A 21,659-nucleotide genomic window follows, 5' to 3' on the forward strand; every position below is an offset into this window, starting at 1 on the left:
AGGTCAACGCACCGCCGACTTGGCGGCGCGCAGCAATCGATCGGATAAATCCCCAGGACCCAACGCCCTCGCGAGCGCCAGGCCACCCACCATCAAGGCCACGTCGGCTAACGCTTTGTCGGTGTCTTCCGGCGCTGCGGCCAACTGCGCAATCATCAATTCCAAGTGTTCGTTCAACGCAATCCGAAAGGCCTCCGGCAGACGGCCCAACTCGCCAATAGAGGCCGGAATCGGGCAGGCCGAATCGCTGGAATCGCGGTGCTTGCGCGACAGGTAAAACGCAGCCACCAGGGCGCGGCGCTCTTCACCGGTCAGCTCGCTGTCCATGTCGGCAATCAGGTCGCGACGGCGACCGAGCAATTGCTTGAACGCCTCAAGCATCATGGCGTCCTTGCTTTCGAAGTGGGCATAGAAGCCGCCGACGGTCAGGCCGGCCGCACCCATCACTTCGCCCACGCTCGGTTCAGCCGGACCGCGCTGGATCAGTGCAGCACTGGCGGCCTTGAGAATGCGTTCGCGGGTTTGAGCTTTCTTGTCGTTCATCGTCGCCTCCGAATATTACGATAGCAATATTATTCTCATAATAATATTCCGCAAGTCACACGCGTGACCGCTGGTCTGAAGCACAGTGTTAAGGAAAAAGAGGATTTGGCCAAACGCCAGACAAACAAAAGGGCCATTCAATAATTGAATGACCCTTATAAAATCCCGCAGAGCGGGTAATCGTGGCGTCCCCTAGGGGACTCGAACCCCTGTTACCGCCGTGAAAGGGCGGTGTCCTAGGCCACTAGACGAAGGGGACACAAACCTTCTATACAACTGATCAGCGCTGAGAACTGATCGATTCAAGGCCGGTGTGGCCAGACCTTGAACTGTAAATTGGTGGAGCTAAGCGGGATCGAACCGCTGACCTCCTGCATGCCATGCAGGCGCTCTCCCAGCTGAGCTATAGCCCCGGATTTTTCGCCTCTCGGCGGAGCGACATCTTGCAACATCGCTTCTGTAAAACTGGCGTCCCCTAGGGGACTCGAACCCCTGTTACCGCCGTGAAAGGGCGGTGTCCTAGGCCACTAGACGAAGGGGACGCAAACCCTTCTATACAACTGACCAACGCTGAGTGTTGATCGCTTCGAAGCCGGTGTGGCCAGGCTCCGAAGTGTAAATTGGTGGAGCTAGACGGGATCGAACCGTCGACCTCTTGCATGCCATGCAAGCGCTCTCCCAGCTGAGCTATAGCCCCTCATCGTTGATGTCATCGCTGAGGACGGGGCGAATCTTAAGGGCGTATCGAAAGGCTGTCAAACTTATTTTTGAAAAAATTCAAAATTTTTTGTCGGCATTACAATCACTTACCGCCCTCCCCCCGTAAATTCGGGGGAAAACACCGAAGGACAGGATCAAAAGATCCTGACCTTCGGCGCGTCCCGCAGAGTCAAACGCAATCAGGCGATGGCGCCCAACAGCTTTTCCCACTCTTTGTTTTCTTTCTTCGACACGCCGCCCAGCAGGTCAATCGCCTGGCGCAGACGGAAACGGGTCAGGTCCGGCCCGAGGATTTCCATTGCATCGAGCACCGACACCGAACTCGCCTGCCCGGTAATCGCGGCAAACATCAGCGGCATCGCATCACGCAGCTTCAGCTCGAGGGATTCGACCACCGCCTGAATCGTCGCGGTGATGCTGTCCTTCTCCCACTGACGCAGGCTCTCAAGCTTCCACAGGATCAACTGCATCAGTTGACGCACCTGATCGCCCGAGAGCTTTTTCGATTCGAACAGCTTGGCATCCGGGTTCACGCCACCGGCGAAGAAGAACCCGGCCAGCGGTGCAACCTGGCTGAAGGTTTCGACGCGGCCCTGAACGTGCGGCGCGATTTTCATCATGTATTCGGAATTGAACGCCCACTTCTGTACGCGAGCGGCGAACTCTTCCACCGGCAGATCACGCAACCACTGGCCGTTGAGCCACGACAGCTTCTCGATATCGAAAATCGGCCCGCCCAGCGACACACGCTTGAGATCGAAGTTGTCGACCATTTCCTGCAGCGAGAACTTCTCGCGCTCGTCCGGCATCGACCAGCCCATGCGGCCCAGGTAGTTGAGCATCGCCTCAGGCATGAAGCCCATGCGCTCGTAGAACGTCACCGAAGTCGGGTTCTTGCGCTTGGACAACTTGCTCTTGTCCGGGTTACGCAGCAGCGGCATATAGCACAGCTCCGGTTGTTCCCAGCCGAAGTACTCGTAGAGCAGGATCAGTTTCGGCGCCGACGGCAGCCATTCTTCGCCACGCAGCACGTGGGTGATGCCCATCAGGTGATCGTCGACTACGTTGGCCAGGAAATATGTCGGCAGGCCGTCGGTCTTCATCAGCACTTGCATGTCCATGCGATCCCACGGGATCTCGACATCGCCACGCAGCATGTCCGGGACCACGCAGACGCCTTCGCTCGGCACCTTCATGCGGATCACGTGCGGCTCGCCGGCAGCCAGGCGACGGGCGACTTCTTCCTTGGACAGCAGCAGCGCGCGGCCGTCGTAACGCGGGGTTTCGCCGCGAGCCATTTGCTCGGCGCGCATCTGGTCCAGCTCTTCGGCGGTGCAGAAGCACGGGAAGGCGTGGCCCATGTCGACCAGCTGCTGGCAGTACTTCTGGTAGATATCGCCGCGCTCGCTCTGACGGTAAGGACCGTGCGGGCCGCCGACGTCCGGGCCTTCGCTCCAGTCGATACCCAGCCAGCGCAGGGCGTCGAAGATCTGCTGTTCGGACTCGCGGGTCGAACGCAACTGATCGGTGTCTTCGATCCGCAGGATGAACTCACCGCCGTGCTGCTTGGCAAAGCAGTAGTTGAACAGTGCGATGTAAGCGGTACCTACGTGGGGATCCCCGGTAGGCGATGGCGCGATGCGAGTGCGGACGGTGGTCATGGCATGTCTCGAAAAGAATGAAAAGCAAAGAACGATCAAGCGGCGAATGGTAACAGGCGACACCCGCCCCGCTCCAGCGGGCAGGGCATTTAAGCCAAGGTTGCGTCTGGAACGCCCGTTGGCCGTGGTGAATGGCCGAATATCAACAGACGGCATTTACCGCTCATCGGCTGTGTGCCAGATTCGCCTGCTGATAACTTTCCTTACAATTCCTCGACTACAGTTTGCCCATGCCTGCCCAACTCAAGCGTCGCCTGTTCATTTTCCTGTTGCTGGTCCTGCTGATTGCCGGGGGCTTTTTCGCCCATTGGTTTTTCAAGGGACGCTTTTATGAAAGCACCGACAACGCCTATGTCCAGGGTGAAATCACCCGCGTGTCGAGCCAGTTGAGCGCACGCATCGAGGAAGTGCTGGTGCAGGACAACCAGCATGTGGAAAAAGGCCAGTTGCTGATCCGTCTCGAACCGAATGATTTCCGCCTCGCTGTCGATCGCGCCAATGCCGCCCTCGCCACCCGCGAAGCCGAACGCCTGCAGGCCCAGAGCAAATTGACTCAGCAATCGAGCCTGATCGCCGCCAGCGATGCGCAAGTGGCAACCACGCAAGCCACCCTCGGGCGCTCGCAGATGGATTTGTCGCGGGCAGAAACCCTGCGTAAACCCGGCTACGTCTCCGAGGAGCGGGTCACCACCCTTTCCGACGACGCCCACATCGCTCGCTCGCAAGTGGCCAAGGCCCAGGCCGATGCCCAGAGCCAGCGCCAGCAAGTCAATGCACTTACGGCCGAAATCAAACGCCTCGACGCGCAGATCGCCAACGCCCGCGCCGACCTCGCCCAGGCCGAACTGAACCTGACGCGCAGTGAAATCCACGCACCGATCAGCGGCCTGATCGGCCAGCGCGCGGCGCGCAATGGTCAGGTGGTGCAGGCCGGCGCCTATCTGCTTTCAATCGTTCCGGACGAAGACATTTGGGTGCAGGCCAATTTCAAGGAAACCCAAATCGGTCACATGCAGCCGGGCCAGAAAGCCGAGCTGCTTTTCGATGCCTACGGCGATACGCCGATCGAGGCCCGGGTCGACAGCCTGTTCGCCGCCTCCGGCGCGCAGTTCAGCCTGTTGCCGCCGGACAACGCCACCGGCAACTTCACCAAGGTCGTGCAGCGGATTCCGGTCAAGCTGACCTTCAAGGCCGATAACCCGCTGCACGGCAAGATCCGTCCGGGCATGTCCGTCACCGCCACCGTGAACATCAAAGACGCCCCTGACAATGGCCGGTGATTCACTGATCCGCCCGGTCGGCGAACCGACCCGGCGGGACTGGATTGCGGTGATGAGCGTGATGCTCGGCGCCTTCATGGCGGTGCTCGACATCCAGATCACCAACTCCTCGCTCAAGGATATTCAGGGCGCCCTCTCGGCGACGCTGGAAGAAGGCTCGTGGATTTCGACGTCTTATCTGGTGGCGGAAATCATCATGATCCCGCTGACCGCCTGGCTGGTGCAGTTGCTGTCGGCACGGCGGCTGGCAGTGTGGGTGTCGCTGGGGTTTCTGATTTCGTCGCTGCTGTGCTCAATGGCCTGGAGCCTGGAGAGCATGATCGTGTTTCGTGCCATGCAGGGCTTCACCGGTGGCGCGCTGATCCCGCTGGCCTTCACCCTGACCCTGATCAAACTCCCCGAACACCACCGGGCCAAAGGCATGGCGATGTTCGCCATGACCGCTACCTTCGCCCCATCCATCGGACCGACCCTCGGCGGCTGGCTCACGGAGAACTGGGGCTGGGAATACATCTTCTATATCAACATCCCGCCGGGCCTGATCATGATCGCCGGGCTGATGTACGGCCTGGAGAAAAAAGAAGCGCATTGGGAGCTGCTGAAAAGCACCGATTACACCGGCATTCTCACCCTGGGTATCGGCCTCGGTTGCCTGCAGGTTTTTCTTGAGGAAGGCCATCGCAAGGACTGGCTGGAATCGAGCCTGATCGTGACGTTGGGCAGCATCGCCCTGCTGAGTTTGATCACTTTCGTCATCGTGCAGATTTCCAAACCCAACCCGCTGATCAACCTGGGCATCCTGCGCAACCGCAATTTCGGGCTGTCGAGTATTTCCAGCCTCGGCATGGGCGTTGGGCTGTACGGCTCGATCTATCTGCTGCCGCTGTATCTGGCGCAGATTCAGAACTACAACGCCCTGCAGATCGGCGAAGTGATCATGTGGATGGGCGTGCCGCAGCTGTTTCTGATTCCGCTGGTGCCGAAACTGATGAAATTCGTCTCGCCGAAATGGCTGTGCACGATCGGATTCGGCCTGTTCGGGCTGGCGAGTTTTTCATCCGGGGTGCTCAACCCGGATTTCGCCGGGCCGCAGTTCAACCAGATTCAGATCATCCGGGCGCTGGGCCAGCCGCTGATCATGGTGACCATTTCGCTGATCGCCACGGCATATATCCTGCCGCAGGACGCGGGTTCGGCATCGAGCCTGTTCAACATCCTGCGCAACCTCGGCGGTGCCATCGGCATCGCCCTGCTCGCCACCCTGCTGGATGCGCGCACCAAGACCTACTTCGATTACCTGCGTGAAGCGGTGGTGCCGACCAATCCGCAGGTTGCCGAACGCCTGGCGTCGATGACCGATCGGTTCGGCAGTGACACGGCGGCGTTGGGCAAGTTGAGCGAGATCGTTCATCAGCAGGCGCTGATCATGGCCTACAACGATGCGTTTCATTTTGTCGGGATTGCGCTGGGGATCAGCATGTTGGCGATTTTGCTGACCAAGAAATTGCCCGCCGGACTGAAGGCCGGCGAGGCACATTAACCTTGAGCGGACGCAGAGCGTCCAGGGCTGCATTCCCACGCAGAGCGTGGGAATGATCCGTTAAACGGCCAACAGCCGCTCACGCAGCTTGGCGATTTCGTCGCGCATCTGCGCGGCCGCTTCGAATTCCAGGTCGCGGGCCAGCTGGTACATCTTCTCTTCCAGTTGGCGAATGCGCTTGGTGATCTCGCTCGGCGAGCGCAGTTCGGCTTCGTACTTGGCGTTTTCTTCGGCGGCCTTGGCCATGCCCTTGCGCTTCTTGCTGCGCGAACCGGGCACGGTGGCGCCTTCCATGATGTCGGCGACGTCCTTGAACACGCCCTTCGGCGTGATGCCGTTGGCCAGGTTGAAGGCGATCTGCTTGTCACGACGGCGCTCGGTTTCGCCAATCGCCCGCTCCATCGAACCGGTGATGCGATCCGCGTAGAGAATCGCCCGGCCATTGAGGTTACGCGCCGCCCGGCCGATGGTCTGGATCAGCGACCGCTCGGAACGCAGGAAACCTTCCTTGTCCGCGTCGAGAATCGCCACCAGCGACACTTCCGGCATGTCCAGGCCTTCACGCAGCAAGTTGATCCCCACCAGCACATCGAACGTGCCGAGGCGCAGGTCGCGGATGATTTCGACCCGCTCGACGGTGTCGATGTCCGAGTGCAGATAACGCACACGCACGCCGTGATCGGCCAGGTAATCGGTCAGATCTTCGGCCATGCGCTTGGTCAGCGTGGTGACCAGCACTCGCTCCTCTACCGCGACGCGCTTGGTGATTTCCGAGAGCAGATCGTCGACCTGGGTCAGCGCCGGACGCACTTCAACCTGCGGGTCGACCAGACCGGTCGGGCGCACAACCTGTTCGATCACCCGGCCGGCGTGTTCGGCTTCGTAGTTGCCGGGCGTGGCCGAGACGAAAATCGTCTGCGGGCTGACCCCTTCCCACTCGTCGAAGCGCATCGGCCGGTTGTCCAGCGCCGATGGCAGGCGGAAGCCGTATTCCACCAAGGTCTCTTTACGCGAGCGGTCGCCCTTATACATCGCGCCGACCTGCGGCACGCTGACGTGGGATTCGTCGATCACCAGCAAGGCGTCGGCCGGCAGGTAATCGTAAAGCGTCGGCGGCGGTGCCCCGGCCGGACGCCCGGACAGGTAGCGCGAGTAGTTTTCGATGCCGTTGCAGTAGCCGAGTTCGAGGATCATCTCCAGGTCGAATCGGGTGCGCTGCTCCAGGCGCTGGGCTTCCACCAGTTTGTTGTTGTTGCGCAGATACTCCAGGCGCTCCTGCAACTCGACCTTGATCCCCTCGATGGCGTCGAGCAAGGTTTCCCGGGGCGTCACGTAGTGGCTTTTCGGATAGAAGGTGAAGCGCGGCAGCTTGCGGATGACCTCGCCGGTCAGCGGGTCGAACGCGGAAATGCTCTCCACTTCGTCATCGAACAACTCGATGCGGATCGCTTCGAGGTCGGATTCCGCCGGGTAGATGTCGATCACATCGCCGCGCACCCGGAAGGTCGCTCGGGCGAAATCCATGTCGTTGCGGGTGTATTGCAGGTCGGCCAGGCGCCGCACCAGCGCACGCTGGTCGAGCTTGTCGCCGCGATCGACGTGCAAGACCATTTTCAAATAGGTTTCCGGGCTGCCCAGACCGTAGATGCACGACACCGTGGTGACGATGATCGCATCCTTGCGCTCCAGCAACGCCTTGGTCGCTGACAGGCGCATCTGCTCGATGTGGTCGTTGATCGACGCATCCTTCTCGATAAAGGTGTCGGACGATGGCACGTAGGCTTCGGGCTGGTAGTAGTCGTAGTAGGAAACGAAGTACTCGACGGCGTTGTTCGGAAAGAACGACTTGAACTCGCCGTACAACTGCGCGGCCAGGGTCTTGTTCGGCGCCAACACCAGGGTCGGGCGCTGCACCTGGGCGATGACGTTGGCGATGCTGAAGGTCTTGCCCGACCCGGTCACCCCGAGCAGCGTCTGGTGCGACAAACCGGCTTCGATGCCTTCGACCATCAGGCGAATGGCTTCAGGCTGATCGCCGGCAGGGTCGAATCGGGTGACGAGCTGGAATTCAGACATAAACACCTCTGGAATCGCGACGCTGCTGGCAAACCGCAGCACCACGAGAATGACCGCAAACGACCGATGTCGCGCAAGAAAAAACGAAGATTGTGCTGAATGTGGAGCCGATTGCCTCGCCTTTCAAGGCAAACGTCCTACATCCGGTAAAGTCTCCGACAGATCCATTCGACTAACGGTCGAGAAATAATCGGAAAAACTTACCTTAAAAGCCGATTCGCCTGTCGCCATTGATCGATGATGGCCTCTATACTAGCTCCCCGTTTGTGCACCGCTCTAGTGCATTCGGCTGGAGCGCCACACGTCCCTCCACTCTCCAATAGAGCTGCCGTAAAAATGAGCCTGTTCTCCGCTGTCGAAATGGCACCCCGCGATCCAATCCTGGGCCTCAACGAAGCATTCAACGCCGATACCCGGACCAATAAGGTCAACCTCGGGGTGGGTGTGTACTGCAACGAAGAGGGGCGAATTCCACTCCTGCGCGCCGTCATCGAAGCCGAAACCCTTCGCGCCGCTCAGCATGCCTCCCGTGGCTACCTGCCGATCGACGGCATCGCGGCCTACGACCAGGCCGTGCAAAAGCTGCTGTTCGGCAATGATTCGCCACTGCTGGCGGCTGGCCGCGTTGTCACTACTCAGGCCGTCGGCGGTACCGGCGCACTGAAAATCGGTGCCGACTTCCTCAAGCAACTGCTGCCCAATGCCGTAGTGGCGATCAGCGACCCGAGCTGGGAAAACCACCGCGCGCTGTTCGAAACCGCCGGTTTCCCGGTGCAGAACTACCGCTACTACGACGCCGCCACCCACGACGTGAACCGTGCCGGCCTGCTCGAAGACCTCAACGCCCTGCCGAATGGCTCGATCGTCGTGCTGCACGCCTGCTGCCACAACCCGACCGGCGTCGACCTGAGCCCGGCGGACTGGAACAACGTGCTGGAAGCGGTCAAGGCCAAAGGGCACGTGCCGTTCCTCGACATGGCTTACCAGGGCTTCGGTGACGGCATCGCCGAAGACGCCGCTGCCGTGCGTCTGTTTGCCGAATCCGGCCTGACCTTCTTCGTATCGAGCTCGTTCTCCAAGTCGTTCTCGCTGTACGGCGAGCGCGTCGGTGCGCTGTCGATCATCAGCGAATCGAAAGAAGAAAGCGCCCGCGTCCTGTCGCAAGTCAAACGCGTGATCCGCACCAACTACTCCAACCCGCCGACCCACGGTGCAAGCATCGTTGCTGCGGTATTGAACAGCCCGGAACTGCGCGCCCAGTGGGAAGCCGAACTGGCTGAAATGCGCCTGCGCATTCGCGGCATGCGCGAGCAGATGGTTGCTCTGCTGGCCAAGAAAGCCCCGCAGCGTGACTTCAGCTTCGTCGGTCGTCAGCGCGGCATGTTCTCCTACTCCGGCCTGACCACCGAACAGGTTCACCGCCTGCGCAACGAGTTCGGCATCTACGCCCTGGACACCGGCCGCATCTGCGTCGCCGCGCTGAACCAGAGCAACATCGAAGCCGTGACGGACGCCATCGTTCAGGTCATCTGATCCGGCGCCGCACTGAAAACGGGAAGTCTTCGGGCTTCCCGTTTTTTATTTGTCTGAAGAAAAACCGCTACACCCTCTAGACTGCACCCAAACGATATTTCAGAGAGACGACATGAAAAACGATGACCTGCGCGCCGACCGCGACGATCTGGATGACTTCATCCCCCGCGCCCCGGCCAAACGCGGCAACAACCTGGTGCTGCAAGTCGCGGCCGGGGTGTTTCTCGGCGGGCTGGCGCTGTGGCTGGTGCAACTGGGTGCGACGATGCTCTACGCCAAACTGATGCTCGGCACCTTCACCTTCGGCGGTTAAGCCAGTTCCGCTGCACGCTGAGTCGCCGCATCGTCATAAACGACGTAGAGCGATTCGGCGATCTGGCTCTTGATGGCCTTGGTGCTTTCCAGGCCGAGGACAAAACCTTCGGCCTTGCCGCCTGCGCGGTTCAGCTCTTCAGCCGTACCGGCCTGAGTGATCGCGTCGTAAAGCTTTTCGGCATGTGGGCCAACGCCTTTGGGCAGGCTGATTTGCGCGGTGCTCATGCGAACACCTCGACAGGACGACGGGTTAGGATGGGACTATTCATGGCGCGTACCTTTTCGGCGAATGGCCGGCAGCGCGTGTGACCACTTCCGGGGCGGCCATGGTAGACCTCTGGTGGAGTTCTGGTAACCGCCAATCGCCGATAAACCGCCGCCCGTCCTGACCTTTCCAACAAATTTACATCTCGCGCTTGACTAGTCTTTTTAAATCAGTAACATACGCACCAATTCCGCAATAGCTCAGTTGGTAGAGCAAGTGACTGTTAATCACTGGGTCCCTGGTTCGAGTCCAGGTTGTGGAGCCAAATACAGAGCCCCTGAATCGAAAGATTCAGGGGCTTTTTTGTGGGCGCTGAAAAAAAGGCGACATAGAAAAAGGGCCGATCAGTTTTCCAGCTGATCGGCCCTTTTCGTTCAACGACAACGGTCAGACGTGCTCGCTGCTCTTGGCATGTGCCTTCGGTACGCCATGACCGTGATCTGCATCCGGATCGATCACCGGTACTTCGTTGCCGTCGCAGTCATGCAGCTTGCCGTCGCTGAAGTAGTCGCCTTCACGCAACGCTGCCAGATCGCGATAACGCAGGGTCCGCTCTTCTGCTGCCGCGAACACCGACTGCTGATCCGAGTTACCCGCCGTGAAGTGGTTGAATGCCAGGTTCAGCAGGATCGCCATGATTGCCGACGAGCTGATGCCCGAATGGAAAATGGTCGCGAACCAGCTCGGGAAGTGATCGTAGAAGTTCGGCGCAGCAATCGGGATCATGCCGAAGCCGATCGAGGTGGCGACGATGATCAGGTTGACGTTGTTGCGGTAATCGACCTTGGACAGTGTGCGGATACCACTCGCCGCCACGGTGCCGAACAGCACGATACCGGCGCCGCCGAGTACCGAGGTCGGCACGGCTGCGATGACCCGGCCCATGAACGGCAGCAGGCCGAGGATCACCAGGAAGATACCGCCGGTCGCCACCACATAGCGGCTCTTGATCCCGGTCACCGCCACCAGCCCGACGTTCTGGGCGAAGGCACTTTGGGTGAACGAGCCGAAGATCGGCGCAAACATGCTCGACAGCATGTCCGCCCGCAGGCCGTTGCCCAAGCGTTTGGAGTCGACCTTGGTGCCGATGATTTCACCGACCGCCAGAATGTCCGCCGAGGTTTCCACCAGGGTCACCATGACCACGATGCACATCGACAGGATCGCGGCGAAGTGGAAGGTCGGCATGCCGAAATGGAACGGCGTCGGGAAGCCGAACATCGGGCCCTGGGTGACGCTGGAGAAATCCGCCATGCCGAGGAACACCGCCAGCACCGTGCCGATCACCATGGCCAACAGGATCGACAGACGCGAGATGGTCGAGCTGCCGACCTTGCTCAGCAACAACACCAGCACCAGCGTGACCGCCGCCAGACCGATGTTCTGCATGCTGCCGAAATCAGGGGCGTGACTGTTGCCGCCCATGGCCCAGCGTGCGGCCACCGGCATCAGCGTCAGGCCGATGGTGGTGATCACAATGCCGGTTACCAGCGGCGGGAAGAACTTGGTGATTCGCGAGAACACCGGCGTGATCAGCAAACCGATCAACGACGCGGCTATCACTGCGCCGAGCACCGACTGGAAGCCGCCCTCCCCGCCGCTGCTGACAATCGCCACCATGGTCGCGACACCGGAAAACGACACGCCCTGCACCAGCGGCAACTGACAGCCGAAAAACGGTAAACCCAGGGTTTGCAGCAACGTGGCCAGCCCCCCCGCAAACAATGAAGCAGCAATCAACAGACCGATGTCCGCCGGCGAAAGCCCGGCGGCCTGACCGATGATCAGTGGCACCGCGACGATACCGCCATACATGGTCAGAACGTGTTGCAGGCCGTAAGCCATATTCGCGCCGACCCCGAGATTCTCGTCCTCGGGCCGTTGGTGTGAAACATGGGGCGTTTTCATGGTGGGGGAGTTCCCTGGTTTTTGTTATGCACACACTGTATGCAAGAGTCAGGACAAATGTCCATAGACTTGTATACAACTTGTCAGTCACATAATGGTTAGCTAGCCACCCAACCTTCTATCCCGTTACTTTCATCCCCCACAAATCCGGCAACACATCCCCAATCGAGTCCACGTTTTATCCGCCTAGGCTGAAGTGTTCATGGCGACCGACGGCGCGGCCGCACTCTTTTATACATATAAAGTATGCATAATGAAGTCATTCAAGATTCAGTTCGACAAAAGCAAGAATGCTGCCAACGCATTCGAGCCCAGCGAACGATGGCAACTTTGCGCAGAGGTGATCAATGAAGGATGAGTACGATTTCAGCCAGGGTAAACGCGGCGCCATCGCGCCGATCAAGGGCAAGACCCGCATCACCATCATGCTCGATGACGCGGTGATCGAAGCCGCGCGCGAGGTCGCTGAAAGCGAGGGGTTTGGCTATCAGACGGTCATCAACAACACCCTGCGCCACGCATTGCTTAACAGCCGTGGCGCAACCGAGGAACTCGAGCATTCCAGCGGGCAATTCAAGCAAGGCATCACCGCCACCGACCTCAAAAGCCTTGAGAAAAAACTGTCGGCGGCCGTGAACGAGATCCGGCGGGTACTGGAACCGGACGTCAAACCGTAGCATTCAACTTGGCTGAATCAAGCGCGCCAAAGCCTCTCGTGCACCGGGCTGGTGCGGCAAGCGCAGGCCAAATTCCCGTTCCAGCAATTCGATCAGTTCATCAACATCTGTCACTTCGCGCCGCTCGCTCTCGGCGCCGATGCGGTGAATGGCGAAACTGCCGTTGTTCAGCGTACGCCGCCAGCCGTCGCCGGTACGCGCCACCATCAGGCGCTGGGCGAATGGTGAGTCCGGGTGGGTCGAGACGTACCAGTTGCCGAGGGTGTAATCGATGTCTTCCTGGCGCTGCAGGTCGAACAGGTACATCGGCCGCCATTCGCCAGCAACCTTGGCCCGCAACATGTAGCCATCGGCCTGCACTTCGATGCGATACGGTTCGTGCGGGGTGGATTGCTCGGCTTCGGTATCCAGCACCAGCGGCGCGGTCGGGACCATGCCGCCGAAGCCGACGTCGGTGATGTAGCGCACGCCATCGATGGTCACCAGGCTCAAGCGGTGGGTGCGCGCCGTCCAGCTGCCCTCGGGCTGATTCATGACCACGCGCCCGCTGATGCCCCGCGCATCGAACCCCAGCTCCAGCAACAAGGCCAGAAACAGGTTGTTCAGCTCGTAGCAGTAACCGCCACGGGCGTCGTTCAGGACCTTGCGCTCAATGGAGGGCAGATCGATCAGCACAGGTTCGCCACTCAGCGTCGACAGGTTTTCGAAAGCAAAGGCGCCGGTATGGCGCAGTTGCAACAGGCGCAAGGTTTCAAGGGTCGGTGCCGGGGGCGCATCGAATCCCAGGCGTTGCAGATACTGTTTCAGATTCGTCAGGCGTGGCTCGCTCATGGCTGGGTCCTTTCGCATGGGGGCGCGGATCGTTCCGCCGATGGTCGCCATGTATACGGGATCCGGGCCTCGAATCGACAATTGAATTAACCAATCACCGGCTAGCGTCTTTTACGCGAATCGATACGAATCCACGTTGGCGCGTGATCACTGGCATGCGGTTCATTACGCACCCAGGCATCCACCCCCGCCTCGTGCAAATAAGGCGTCAGCTTCGGATTGAGCAGCAGATGGTCGATCCGCAGCCCGGAGTTCTTCTGCCAGTGCTGACGGAAATAGTCCCAGAAGGTGTACAGCCGATCTTCGGGATACAGATGCCGCAACGAATCCGTCCAGCCCTGATCCAGCAGGCGCTGGTAGCACTCGCGGCTCTCCGGTTGCAACAGCGCGTCCTTGAGCCAGGAACGGGTGTTGTAGATATCCAGATCGGTAGGCACCACGTTGTAATCGCCAGCCAGCACCACCGGATGATCGCTGCTTTGCAGATCCTTGGCGTATTTGATCAGACGCTCGAACCAGGCCAGTTTGTAGTCGAACTTCGGCCCCGGTTGCGGGTTGCCATTGGGCAGGTACAGGCATCCCACCAACACCCCGTGCACCGCTGCTTCGAGGTAGCGGCTGTGTTTATCGTCGGGATCGCCGGGCAAACCGCGCCGGCTCTCCAGCGGTTGCGCATCGCGGGCAAGAATCGCCACGCCGTTCCATGACGCCTGACCGTGCCAGATGGCGCCGTAACCGGCAGCCTCCAGCTCGGCGGCGGGAAACGCGCTGTCCACCAGTTTCAGCTCCTGCAAACAGGCGATGTCCGGCTGCTCGCGCCTGAGCCATTCCAGCAGGTTTGGCAGTCGGGCCCGCAGGCCGTTGACGTTGAACGTGGCAATGCGCATTTTTTTCATCGTCCGGGTTCCTGCCAATGACCGATAAAAACTCTGACATCCGCCCACCGCGACGGTTGCGTCGGATCCTTCCCGTACGGCGTAATAAGCCCTCGCCCGATCGCCGAGAATCCCCACATGCAAACCACGCTGCAAGGCCAGGGCATCATCCTGCGCCCGCTTCAATACGCCGACGCCGATGCCCTGCTCCGCGCTGCCGCCGACGGTGAACTGTGGAACCTCACGGTCACCGTGGTGCCGTCGGCGACCACCGTCGACGCTTACCTGAAGAAGGCCCTCGACGGCCGTGAGGCGGGAACGGTCATGCCGTTTGTCATCGTACTGAAGGAAACCGGCGAGGTGATCGGCTCGACCCGGTTCTGGAAGATCGACCCGCTCAACCGCAAGCTGGAGATCGGCAGCAGCTGGATTTCGGCACGATTTCAGAAGACCTTCGTCAACACCGAGGCCAAGTACCTGATGCTGCGCCACGCGTTCGAGGTGCTCGATTGCGTGCGGGTGCAGTTCACCACCGACGAAAACAACCAGAAGTCGCGTAACGCGATTCTGCGGCTCGGCGCGCAACAGGAAGGCATCGTCCGCCACGAACGCATCATGCCGGACGGCCGCAAGCGCAACTCGGTGCGCTTCAGCATCATCGATGACGAATGGCCGCAGGTGCGCCTGAACCTGGAACGCAAACTGGCGGATTACGGCCTGCGCTGAACAGTCAGACGCGATTGCGCAGCCATTGCAGGAAACCTTTCTTCGGCAGCGCCACCGGCGTTTCTTCCGTCAGGGATTGCGCCTTGTGCAGGCGGAAATCGAGCAGCGCCTGCATCGCGTCGTTGATGTCGTGACGAGCGTCCAGGCACGGCTTGAGATAAGACTTTTCAATGCGATACAGCGCGCAGAAGGTCTTGGCGGAGAAGTCGGCCGGCAATGACGTATCGGACAGAATCCCCGCCTCGCCGATCACTTCACCCGGCCCCATCCGTCCTGACTCGAACGGCGCGCCATGGCGCTTGAGCGTCACCGAGACCACGCCGGACTCGATGATGAACAGATGATCGCTGACCTCGCCGCCCGCGAGGATCGTCTCGCCGGCGCGGAAGGTTTGCAGGGTCATGTTCTGGCTGAAGGTTTCTTTCTCCTCCTGACGCAGGGTGGAGAAAATCGGCGAGCTGTCGAGCAACGCCCGAGGGCGCGAGAGATTGCTCGGCACGCCGGGCTCATCGCTCGACAGCAGATTGACCCCGGACGCTTGCAGGTGCCGGTACGCCAGGTCGAACAGCTGATTGCGCACCACGCGCTTTTCGCTCATCGAGGCGACGAACCCGCTGATTTCATATTCGGCACCCGCACTGTTGGAGCTCTTCAGCGCGACACTCGGCGCAGGGCTCTCCAATAACTGGCGACAACCCTGCATCGCCCGCTCCAGGGCCTCGATCACCGAACTGGGCCGCGCATGGGGGCTGACCTGCACGCTGACGGCCACCCCGAACATATTGCTCGGCCGGCTGAAATTGATGATCTTGGCCTTGGCCGCCAGCGAGTTGGGAATCACCGCCATGCTGCCCTGACTGGTTTGCAGCCGCGTGGCGCGCCAGTCGATGTCGGTGACCCGGCCTTCGGTGCCGTCGATGGAAATCCAGTCATCCAGTTGATAAGGCTTGGTGGTGTTGAGCACGATCCCGGAAAACACGTCACTCAAGGTGCTCTGCAACGCCAGACCGACGATGATCGCCAGCGCCCCGGAGGTTGCCAGCACGCCCTTGACCGGCAGATCCAGCACATAGGCCAGTGCCGCGATGATTGCGATCAGGAAAATCACCGCACCGAGCAGATCCTGCAACAACCGCCCGGTGTGCCCGACCCGTTGCATCATCACCGCACCGATCAACACCGTCAGAGTGCGCGCGCCGAACAGCCACCAGCCGATCTGCAACCCGGTCGCCGCCAGGTGCAACGGCACATTGTCGGCCCACGGCGCAGGCTCCATCGGGTTGAGCCCTTCGTTGAACAGCAGGATGCTGAACAGGGCAAAAATCAGCACCCGCACCAACAGTTTCCATGCGCTGCCGTGGGCGCTGATCAGGCGCCACAGACCGAGATCGATCAGGATCAGAATCAAGGCGCAAAACAACGGATGATCGGTGAGCAGAGACAGCATCAAACAACTCCGACAGGGGCCAATCGCGAGAAGATCGCACAGATTGGGCTCAGTGTAGGAGTAATTGATTTGGCGGGATGAGCGCTACTGCGCGTGCGCAAAAAAAACCGGCAGGCGCACGTGGCGCCTGCCGGGATTTTCAGCCGTGCATCTGGCCGAAGCGGCCGGACTGGAAGTCGGCGAAGGCCTGATGGATTTCCTGCTCGGTGTTCATCACGAACGGGCCGTGGCCGACAATCGGCTCGTCGATCGGCTCGCCACTGAGCAGCAGCACCACCGCGTCCTGGCTGGCCTGGAGGGTGATGCGATCACCGTCACGCTCGAACAGCGCCAACTGGCCTTCGCGCATCGACTCCCCACCGTTGATCTGAACCGAACCCTTCAACACCACCAGCGCCGTGTTGCGGCCTTCGTGCAGATCCAGCGAGAGCAACTTGCCGGTGTTCAGTCGCAGATCCCACACGTCGATAGGCGTGAACGTGCGGGATGGACCTTTGTGGCCGTCGAACTCACCGGCGATCAGCCGCAGGCTGCCGGCACCGTCCTTGAGCGCGATTTGCGGGATATCACTGTCCAGAATGGTCTGGTAACCCGGCGCGGCCATTTTGTCCTTCGCCGGCAGATTCACCCAGAGTTGCACCATTTCCAGATTGCCGCCGGTTTTGGCGAAGTTTTCCGAGTGGAACTCTTCATGCAGGATGCCGGAAGCCGCCGTCATCCATTGCACATCGCCCGGGCCGATGGTGCCGCCACTGCCGGTGGAGTCGCGGTGCTGCACTTCGCCTTCGTAAACGATGGTCACGGTTTCGAAGCCACGGTGCGGATGCTGCCCCACGCCGCGGCGTTCAGTAGTCGGGGTGAAATGCGCAGGCCCGGCGTGATCCAACAGCAGGAACGGGCTGATGTGCTGGCCCAGGTTGTCGTAGGAAAACAGGGTGCGCACCGGAAACCCATCGCCGACCCAGTGGCCGCGAGGGCTGGTGTAGAGACCGATAAGGTTTTTCATGGTGGACTCCGTCATCAGGTTGATCATGGAGCGATCATAAATTCGTCATGTATTTAGTACTAGTCAGCCAAAACCGTCCTCATCGTTCTACTGGTGGAACGATATCGATCGCGGTGATTCGTGACTTTCAGTCAACAGTACTTTGCCCCGACAGCGGTTTTTCCCAAGGAATCAGACGCGGATACTCCTGCCCATTCCCACTGCAACCCTGGAGTCCTGCATGTCTGTTCCCGCTTTCGGTCTTGGTACGTTTCGCCTGCAAGGTCAGGTGGTCATCGATTCGGTGAGCACTGCCCTTGAACTTGGTTACCGAGTCATCGACACCGCACAGATCTACGAAAACGAGGCCGACGTTGGCGCAGCCATCGCTGCCAGCGGCATTGCCCGTGAAGAGCTGTTCATCACCAGCAAGATCTGGATCGCCAACTTCGCCAAGGATCGTCTGATCGAAAGCCTCAAGGAAAGCCTGCAAAAGCTGCAGACCGACTACCTCGACCTGACGCTGATCCACTGGCCATCGCCGGAAGATCAAGTGCCGGTCGAAGAGTTCATGGGCGCGTTGCTGGAAGCCAAACGCCTGGGCCTGACCCGGCAGATCGGCGTGTCCAACTTCACCATCGACCTGATGAAACAGGCGATTGCTGCGGTCGGTGCGCAAAACATCGCCACCAACCAGATCGAGCTGCACCCGTACCTGCAAAACCGTAAGGTCGTGGAATTCGCCCAGAGTCAGGGCATTCAGATCACCTCGTACATGACCCTCGCCTACGGCGAAGTGCTGAAGGATCCGCTGATCGTGCAGATCGCCGAGCGTCTGCAAGCCACCCCGGCGCAGGTCACTCTGGCGTGGGCGATGCAGTCGGGTTACGCGGTGATTCCGTCGTCGACCAAACGCGCCAACCTGCAAGGCAACCTCGGCGCCACGGCGCTGACCCTGAGCGATGCCGACATGGCGCTGATCGCCACACTGGAGCGCGGCCATCGCCTGACCAGCCCCAAAGGCATCGCGCCGCAGTGGGACTGACCGATCAGGCCTGAAGCTGCTGCGCGAGGTCGTGCATGGCCACGCGCAGCGAATCGATGGCAGCCGTCAATGCCGCTTCGGGCTCATCGTCACGACAGGCTTGCTCGAGTAACCGACACGCCGAGACCACGCGCTCGGCACCGATCATGTGCGCCCCGCCCGTGACGTGATGCGCCAGATCACGTAAATCTGCGCGATCACTTTTGCGGCCCGATTCATCCAGACGCTTCAGGTCGACGCGCAGGCTGCTCAAAACCTCCTCACGCAATTGCCCGATCAGCGGGTTGTCCGCGCCCGCCAGTTGCAACAGCGCGCTCAGATCGAACTCGGCCGGTGCCGGATCGTCCGCGCTGTCGGCCTGCGAGCCCCCGGAGACGGCGGCCATCAAGGCCAGGCTCAATTCGCGCAGCAGAACCGGTTTGAACAGGCAATCGTCCATCCCGGCCGCGCGGCATCGCTCCTTTTCTTCCATCTGCGCATTGGCGGTAAATCCGAGGATCAGACAGGGCGTCCTGCCCATGGCAGCCTCTTCCCGACGCACCGCCCCTGTCAGTTCATATCCGTTGAATTCCGGCATGTTGCAGTCGGTGATCAGTGCATCGAAAGATTGCTCGCGCCACAGCGCGAGCCCTTCCTCACCGCCACCGGCGTCAACAGCGCGATGCCCGAGTTCACTCAACTGCCGGCACAACAGCAGGCGATTCACCGGATGGTCATCCACCACCAGCACGTTCAGCGACTTGACCGTCGCCGCCACTGGCGCCGGCACAGCCTCTTGCACAAGCGGCGCCAGCATCGGCAGCTCCAGTCGCAGCATGACCTGAGTGCCGCGGTTCAACTCGCTGTTCATCCACAAATCGCCGCCCATCAACCGGCACAGGTTGCGGCTGATCACCAGCCCCAGGCCGGAGCCACGCTGCGCCGTTGATGAGTGGTTGCCGACCTGCACAAACGGTCTGAATAATCGCTGCTGATCTTCCGCGCTGATCCCCCGGCCACTGTCTTCAATGGCTACGCCCACTTCAATCAGCCCGCCCTGTTCGCCGAACACGCGCAAGCGCAGGCTGACCTCGCCATCGTCGGTGAACTTGATCGCGTTGCTCAACAGATTCGACAATATCTGCTTGAAGCGTAGGGGGTCGAGCATCACCTCAACGTCGCTGCGCTTATCCAGTTCTGCGTTCCACAATAAAGGCTTCTGCCGCGCCAGGCCTTCGAAAATCCGACACACCGACTCCACCACCTCGCGCAGATTGACCCGTTCGGGAACCAGCGACAAATGCCCAGCCTCAATGCGCGCGATGTCGAGAATATCGCCGATCAATGCCAGCAATTGCTGCCCGGCACTGGACGCCACCTCGATCGCCTGGCGATCGGTCACGCCTTCATCGGCACGCTTGAGGGCCAGTTCAAGCATGCCGATCAGGGCATTCATCGGTGTGCGGATTTCATGGCTCATGGTCGCCAGAAACGTGCTCTTGGCACGATTGGCTTCATCGGCCGCCTCCTTGGCCTCCTGCAACTGTCTTAACCATTGTTGACGCTGACGGATCTGCCGACGCTGAAAGGCGATCCAGCCCAACGCCAGCAACAGCAACCCGGCAGCAATGGCAAAGCCGCGCAGGATTTGCTCTCTATGACGCTGCCAATAGCTGTCCTGCAGCACCACGTTACGACTCCAGCGCGCGACCAGGCCATCAATTTCCTGGGGGGCAATGGCCAGCAGCGCCTTGTTCAGAATCGATTGCAGTTGCGGGGCATCGGGCGCCGTGGCCATGGCAATCCGGGCCGGTTGATCACCCAGCGTGGAGACAATCCGCAAGCGCTCACGGTACTGGTGATCGATCTGATAACGCGCCACCAGCAACGAGCTCAATGTCGCATCAGCCCGACCATCAAGCAGCGCCCGCGTACCGTCCGCCGGACTCGGCAACTCGATCAGGTTGATCTGCGGCACGTGCTCCAACAGATATTCGCGCAGCGGATTACCGCGATAGAGCGCCAGACGTTTACCCGCCATCTCCTCGAGACTGCGCGGCGCCTGTGCCTTCGAATCGGTGATCAAGACGAAGGGGCTGTTGGCGTACGACCGGGTGAACCGCATTTCAAGTTCACGCTCGCGGCTCGGTGTCAGCACCGGCAACAGATCCAGCTCCCCGCTCCTGAGCTGCTCGACCTGACGATCCAGAGACTGACCGCGCACCACCTCGAATGTCAGGCCACTGCGCTGACTGATCAGGTTGAGCAGTTGTGCAGTCAGGCCGCTGAACCGGCCATCGGCATCAAAGAATGCCAGCGGCGCAAAATCATCGATGGCGCCGACCCGCACCACCGGATGCTGATCCAGCCATTGTTGCTCGCTGTCGCTCAGGCTGACCCTCGACTGCGCTGCCATGTCGGCGCGACCGGCGCTCCAGCGCAGCTCCATTGCCAGGCGCTGTTCCATGGGAATCGCCAGCAAGGCCTTGTCGACCAGACGTTTCAAGCGTGTGTTGCTGCGGGCCAAGGCGAAGCCGAACGGGTTGGCGTCAAGGCCCGACGGCCCCGCCAGTTGCAGGTCGTTGTGAAAGTGAGTGTTGATCAGATAGCTGGCGCTGATGAAGTCGCCGAGGTACAGATCATCCCGACCGAACGCCACGGCGCCGAGTGCATCGAGAATCGATCGATAGCGTTGCAGGGATGCTTGCGGGTACGCCTCCTCAATGGTCGAGGCTGGCAGGTAGTCGTCCACCATGGCGATCCGCTTGCCGGCCAGATCGCCCGGCAACGCATTGTTAAGCCGGGTCACCCACATCGGCTGATCCTCGGCGTAGGCGCGAGACAGCATCAGTTCGGGATCAGCGATCTCGAAGTTGTTCGACGTGCCCAGCAGGTCTACCTCACCGGCCTTGAGCGCGGCCATGGCGCTTGCGCGGTCGGCATAGCACCAGACTTCGACGTCGATGTTCAAAATCTTCGCAATCGTATCAGCGTAATCGGCCGTAAGGCCTTCCAGCTCATGGCGCTTGCGAGTCAGTTCAAAGGGCGGGTAATCCGGCCAGGAGGCACCGATGCGCAATACCGGGTGCGTGCTCAGCCACTGCCGATCCTGCTTGTCCAGTTGAATCTGTACGCCTTCCAGGCGGGTGCGGGAGACGATTTCGAGCCGCTGCGCCGGCCCGGTCGCGTGCGCTGCGCTTGCAAGCATCAGTATCGACAGAAGTACGACCCGCAGAGGACATATCATGAGGCT

17 protein-coding genes and 5 tRNA genes are annotated in these 21,659 nt (G+C 60.4%); 8 read left to right on the top strand and 14 right to left on the bottom strand.

What is annotated here, in order from left to right; all coding sequences use genetic code 11:
• Window positions 1-3 precede the first annotated feature (3 nt).
• From CAF80_RS21175 to gltX, 6 genes are all read right to left on the bottom strand, one after another.
• The gene (locus tag CAF80_RS21175; RefSeq protein ID WP_039770145.1) at window positions 4-543 is read right to left on the bottom strand and encodes a TetR/AcrR family transcriptional regulator; all 540 of its coding nucleotides are present in this window, start codon (window positions 541-543) and stop codon (window positions 4-6) included.
• 183 nt (window positions 544-726) lie between these two features.
• Window positions 727-802, bottom strand: a tRNA-Glu gene (locus CAF80_RS21180).
• Window positions 803-880: 78 nt separating this feature from the next.
• Window positions 881-956: transfer RNA gene (locus CAF80_RS21185), tRNA-Ala, on the bottom strand.
• Window positions 957-1,009: 53 nt separating this feature from the next.
• Window positions 1,010-1,085 (bottom strand) — tRNA-Glu (locus CAF80_RS21190).
• A 79-nt stretch (window positions 1,086-1,164) separates the two neighbouring features.
• Window positions 1,165-1,240: transfer RNA gene (locus CAF80_RS21195), tRNA-Ala, on the bottom strand.
• A 202-nt stretch (window positions 1,241-1,442) separates the two neighbouring features.
• Window positions 1,443-2,924, bottom strand: coding sequence for a glutamate--tRNA ligase (gene gltX, locus CAF80_RS21200; RefSeq protein WP_007956429.1), 1,482 nt, complete (start codon window positions 2,922-2,924; stop codon window positions 1,443-1,445).
• Between the two features lie 230 nt (window positions 2,925-3,154).
• On the opposite strand from gltX, the gene CAF80_RS21205 reads away from it, so the two are divergent.
• Window positions 3,155-4,204, top strand: coding sequence for an HlyD family secretion protein (locus CAF80_RS21205; RefSeq protein ID WP_085667877.1), 1,050 nt, complete (start codon window positions 3,155-3,157; stop codon window positions 4,202-4,204).
• Window positions 4,205-4,253: 49 nt separating this feature from the next.
• Window positions 4,254-5,744, top strand: coding sequence for an MDR family MFS transporter (locus CAF80_RS21210; RefSeq protein ID WP_170844900.1), 1,491 nt, complete (start codon window positions 4,254-4,256; stop codon window positions 5,742-5,744).
• A 60-nt stretch (window positions 5,745-5,804) separates the two neighbouring features.
• Here CAF80_RS21210 and uvrB read toward each other — a convergent pair whose 3' ends face one another.
• Window positions 5,805-7,820 carry an excinuclease ABC subunit UvrB gene (gene uvrB, locus CAF80_RS21215; protein ID WP_039770141.1) on the bottom strand — a complete coding sequence of 672 codons (2,016 nt, stop codon included), beginning with the start codon at window positions 7,818-7,820 and terminating at the stop codon, window positions 5,805-5,807.
• Window positions 7,821-8,156: 336 nt separating this feature from the next.
• On the opposite strand from uvrB, the gene CAF80_RS21220 reads away from it, so the two are divergent.
• Both CAF80_RS21220 and CAF80_RS21225 read left to right on the top strand, forming a co-directional pair.
• Entirely contained in the window at window positions 8,157-9,353 is a 1,197-nt protein-coding gene (locus CAF80_RS21220) for an amino acid aminotransferase (RefSeq protein WP_039770139.1), read from the top strand.
• Window positions 9,354-9,465: 112 nt separating this feature from the next.
• Entirely contained in the window at window positions 9,466-9,666 is a 201-nt protein-coding gene (locus CAF80_RS21225; protein WP_007956421.1) for a hypothetical protein, read from the top strand.
• Here the strand turns inward: CAF80_RS21225 and CAF80_RS21230 are convergent.
• A complete protein-coding gene (locus CAF80_RS21230; protein WP_039770137.1) occupies window positions 9,663-9,893 on the bottom strand; it encodes a hypothetical protein in 231 nt (76 codons plus the stop codon). The two genes, CAF80_RS21225 and CAF80_RS21230, sit on opposite strands and share 4 nt — an antisense overlap.
• 229 nt (window positions 9,894-10,122) lie before the next feature.
• Between CAF80_RS21230 and CAF80_RS21235 the strand changes: the two genes are divergently transcribed.
• A tRNA-Asn gene (locus CAF80_RS21235) sits at window positions 10,123-10,198 on the top strand.
• A gap of 122 nt (window positions 10,199-10,320) precedes the next feature.
• Here the strand turns inward: CAF80_RS21235 and CAF80_RS21240 are convergent.
• Window positions 10,321-11,841 carry a nucleobase:cation symporter-2 family protein gene (locus tag CAF80_RS21240; RefSeq protein WP_039770135.1) on the bottom strand — a complete coding sequence of 507 codons (1,521 nt, stop codon included), beginning with the start codon at window positions 11,839-11,841 and terminating at the stop codon, window positions 10,321-10,323.
• 347 nt (window positions 11,842-12,188) lie between these two features.
• On the opposite strand from CAF80_RS21240, the gene CAF80_RS21245 reads away from it, so the two are divergent.
• A complete protein-coding gene (locus CAF80_RS21245; protein WP_039770133.1) occupies window positions 12,189-12,518 on the top strand; it encodes a BrnA antitoxin family protein in 330 nt (109 codons plus the stop codon).
• 3 nt (window positions 12,519-12,521) lie between these two features.
• Here the strand turns inward: CAF80_RS21245 and CAF80_RS21250 are convergent, their stop codons facing one another.
• A complete protein-coding gene (locus CAF80_RS21250; RefSeq protein WP_039770131.1) occupies window positions 12,522-13,349 on the bottom strand; it encodes an arylamine N-acetyltransferase in 828 nt (275 codons plus the stop codon).
• Between the two features lie 101 nt (window positions 13,350-13,450).
• On the bottom strand, window positions 13,451-14,245 hold the full coding sequence (gene xth / locus CAF80_RS21255; RefSeq protein WP_039770129.1) for an exodeoxyribonuclease III: 795 nt from the start codon (window positions 14,243-14,245) through the stop codon (window positions 13,451-13,453).
• A gap of 117 nt (window positions 14,246-14,362) precedes the next feature.
• Between xth and CAF80_RS21260 the strand changes: the two genes are divergently transcribed.
• Window positions 14,363-14,950, top strand: coding sequence for a GNAT family N-acetyltransferase (locus CAF80_RS21260; protein WP_074687678.1), 588 nt, complete (start codon window positions 14,363-14,365; stop codon window positions 14,948-14,950).
• A gap of 4 nt (window positions 14,951-14,954) precedes the next feature.
• On the opposite strand, the gene CAF80_RS21265 is transcribed toward CAF80_RS21260, so the two are convergent.
• Both CAF80_RS21265 and CAF80_RS21270 read right to left on the bottom strand, forming a co-directional pair.
• Window positions 14,955-16,397 (bottom strand): mechanosensitive ion channel family protein, encoded by a 1,443-nt coding sequence (locus CAF80_RS21265; protein ID WP_085667878.1) that lies wholly within the window; start codon window positions 16,395-16,397, stop codon window positions 14,955-14,957.
• A gap of 139 nt (window positions 16,398-16,536) precedes the next feature.
• Entirely contained in the window at window positions 16,537-17,403 is an 867-nt protein-coding gene (locus CAF80_RS21270; RefSeq protein ID WP_085667917.1) for a pirin family protein, read from the bottom strand.
• Between the two features lie 220 nt (window positions 17,404-17,623).
• Here CAF80_RS21270 and dkgB point away from each other — a divergent pair, with 220 nt between their 5' ends.
• On the top strand, window positions 17,624-18,427 hold the full coding sequence (gene dkgB / locus CAF80_RS21275) for a 2,5-didehydrogluconate reductase DkgB (RefSeq protein WP_074687676.1): 804 nt from the start codon (window positions 17,624-17,626) through the stop codon (window positions 18,425-18,427).
• A gap of 4 nt (window positions 18,428-18,431) precedes the next feature.
• Here dkgB and CAF80_RS21280 read toward each other — a convergent pair whose 3' ends face one another.
• Window positions 18,432-21,653, bottom strand: coding sequence for an ATP-binding protein (locus CAF80_RS21280; protein WP_085667879.1), 3,222 nt, complete (start codon window positions 21,651-21,653; stop codon window positions 18,432-18,434).
• Between the last annotated feature and the right edge of the window lie 6 nt (window positions 21,654-21,659).

Origin of the sequence: Pseudomonas sp. B34(2017) (genome assembly GCF_002112915.1) — a bacterium.
Classification (GTDB): Bacteria; Pseudomonadota; Gammaproteobacteria; order Pseudomonadales; family Pseudomonadaceae; genus Aquipseudomonas; species Aquipseudomonas pharyngis.

What these genes read in the sequence shown, in the direction of transcription:
- CAF80_RS21175 (WP_039770145.1), bottom strand. Translation starts at nt 543, where the DNA reads ATGAACGACAAGAAAGCTCAAACCCGCGAACGCATTCTCAAGGCCGCC.
- gltX (WP_007956429.1), bottom strand. Translation starts at nt 2,924, where the DNA reads ATGACCACCGTCCGCACTCGCATCGCGCCATCGCCTACCGGGGATCCC.
- CAF80_RS21205 (WP_085667877.1), top strand. Translation starts at nt 3,155, where the DNA reads ATGCCTGCCCAACTCAAGCGTCGCCTGTTCATTTTCCTGTTGCTGGTC.
- uvrB (WP_039770141.1), bottom strand. Translation starts at nt 7,820, where the DNA reads ATGTCTGAATTCCAGCTCGTCACCCGATTCGACCCTGCCGGCGATCAG.
- CAF80_RS21220 (WP_039770139.1), top strand. Translation starts at nt 8,157, where the DNA reads ATGAGCCTGTTCTCCGCTGTCGAAATGGCACCCCGCGATCCAATCCTG.
- CAF80_RS21225 (WP_007956421.1), top strand. Translation starts at nt 9,466, where the DNA reads ATGAAAAACGATGACCTGCGCGCCGACCGCGACGATCTGGATGACTTC.
- CAF80_RS21230 (WP_039770137.1), bottom strand. Translation starts at nt 9,893, where the DNA reads ATGAGCACCGCGCAAATCAGCCTGCCCAAAGGCGTTGGCCCACATGCC.
- CAF80_RS21240 (WP_039770135.1), bottom strand. Translation starts at nt 11,841, where the DNA reads ATGAAAACGCCCCATGTTTCACACCAACGGCCCGAGGACGAGAATCTC.
- CAF80_RS21245 (WP_039770133.1), top strand. Translation starts at nt 12,189, where the DNA reads ATGAAGGATGAGTACGATTTCAGCCAGGGTAAACGCGGCGCCATCGCG.
- CAF80_RS21250 (WP_039770131.1), bottom strand. Translation starts at nt 13,349, where the DNA reads ATGAGCGAGCCACGCCTGACGAATCTGAAACAGTATCTGCAACGCCTG.
- xth (WP_039770129.1), bottom strand. Translation starts at nt 14,245, where the DNA reads ATGAAAAAAATGCGCATTGCCACGTTCAACGTCAACGGCCTGCGGGCC.
- CAF80_RS21260 (WP_074687678.1), top strand. Translation starts at nt 14,363, where the DNA reads ATGCAAACCACGCTGCAAGGCCAGGGCATCATCCTGCGCCCGCTTCAA.
- CAF80_RS21265 (WP_085667878.1), bottom strand. Translation starts at nt 16,397, where the DNA reads ATGCTGTCTCTGCTCACCGATCATCCGTTGTTTTGCGCCTTGATTCTG.
- CAF80_RS21270 (WP_085667917.1), bottom strand. Translation starts at nt 17,403, where the DNA reads ATGAAAAACCTTATCGGTCTCTACACCAGCCCTCGCGGCCACTGGGTC.
- dkgB (WP_074687676.1), top strand. Translation starts at nt 17,624, where the DNA reads ATGTCTGTTCCCGCTTTCGGTCTTGGTACGTTTCGCCTGCAAGGTCAG.
- CAF80_RS21280 (WP_085667879.1), bottom strand. Translation starts at nt 21,653, where the DNA reads ATGATATGTCCTCTGCGGGTCGTACTTCTGTCGATACTGATGCTTGCA.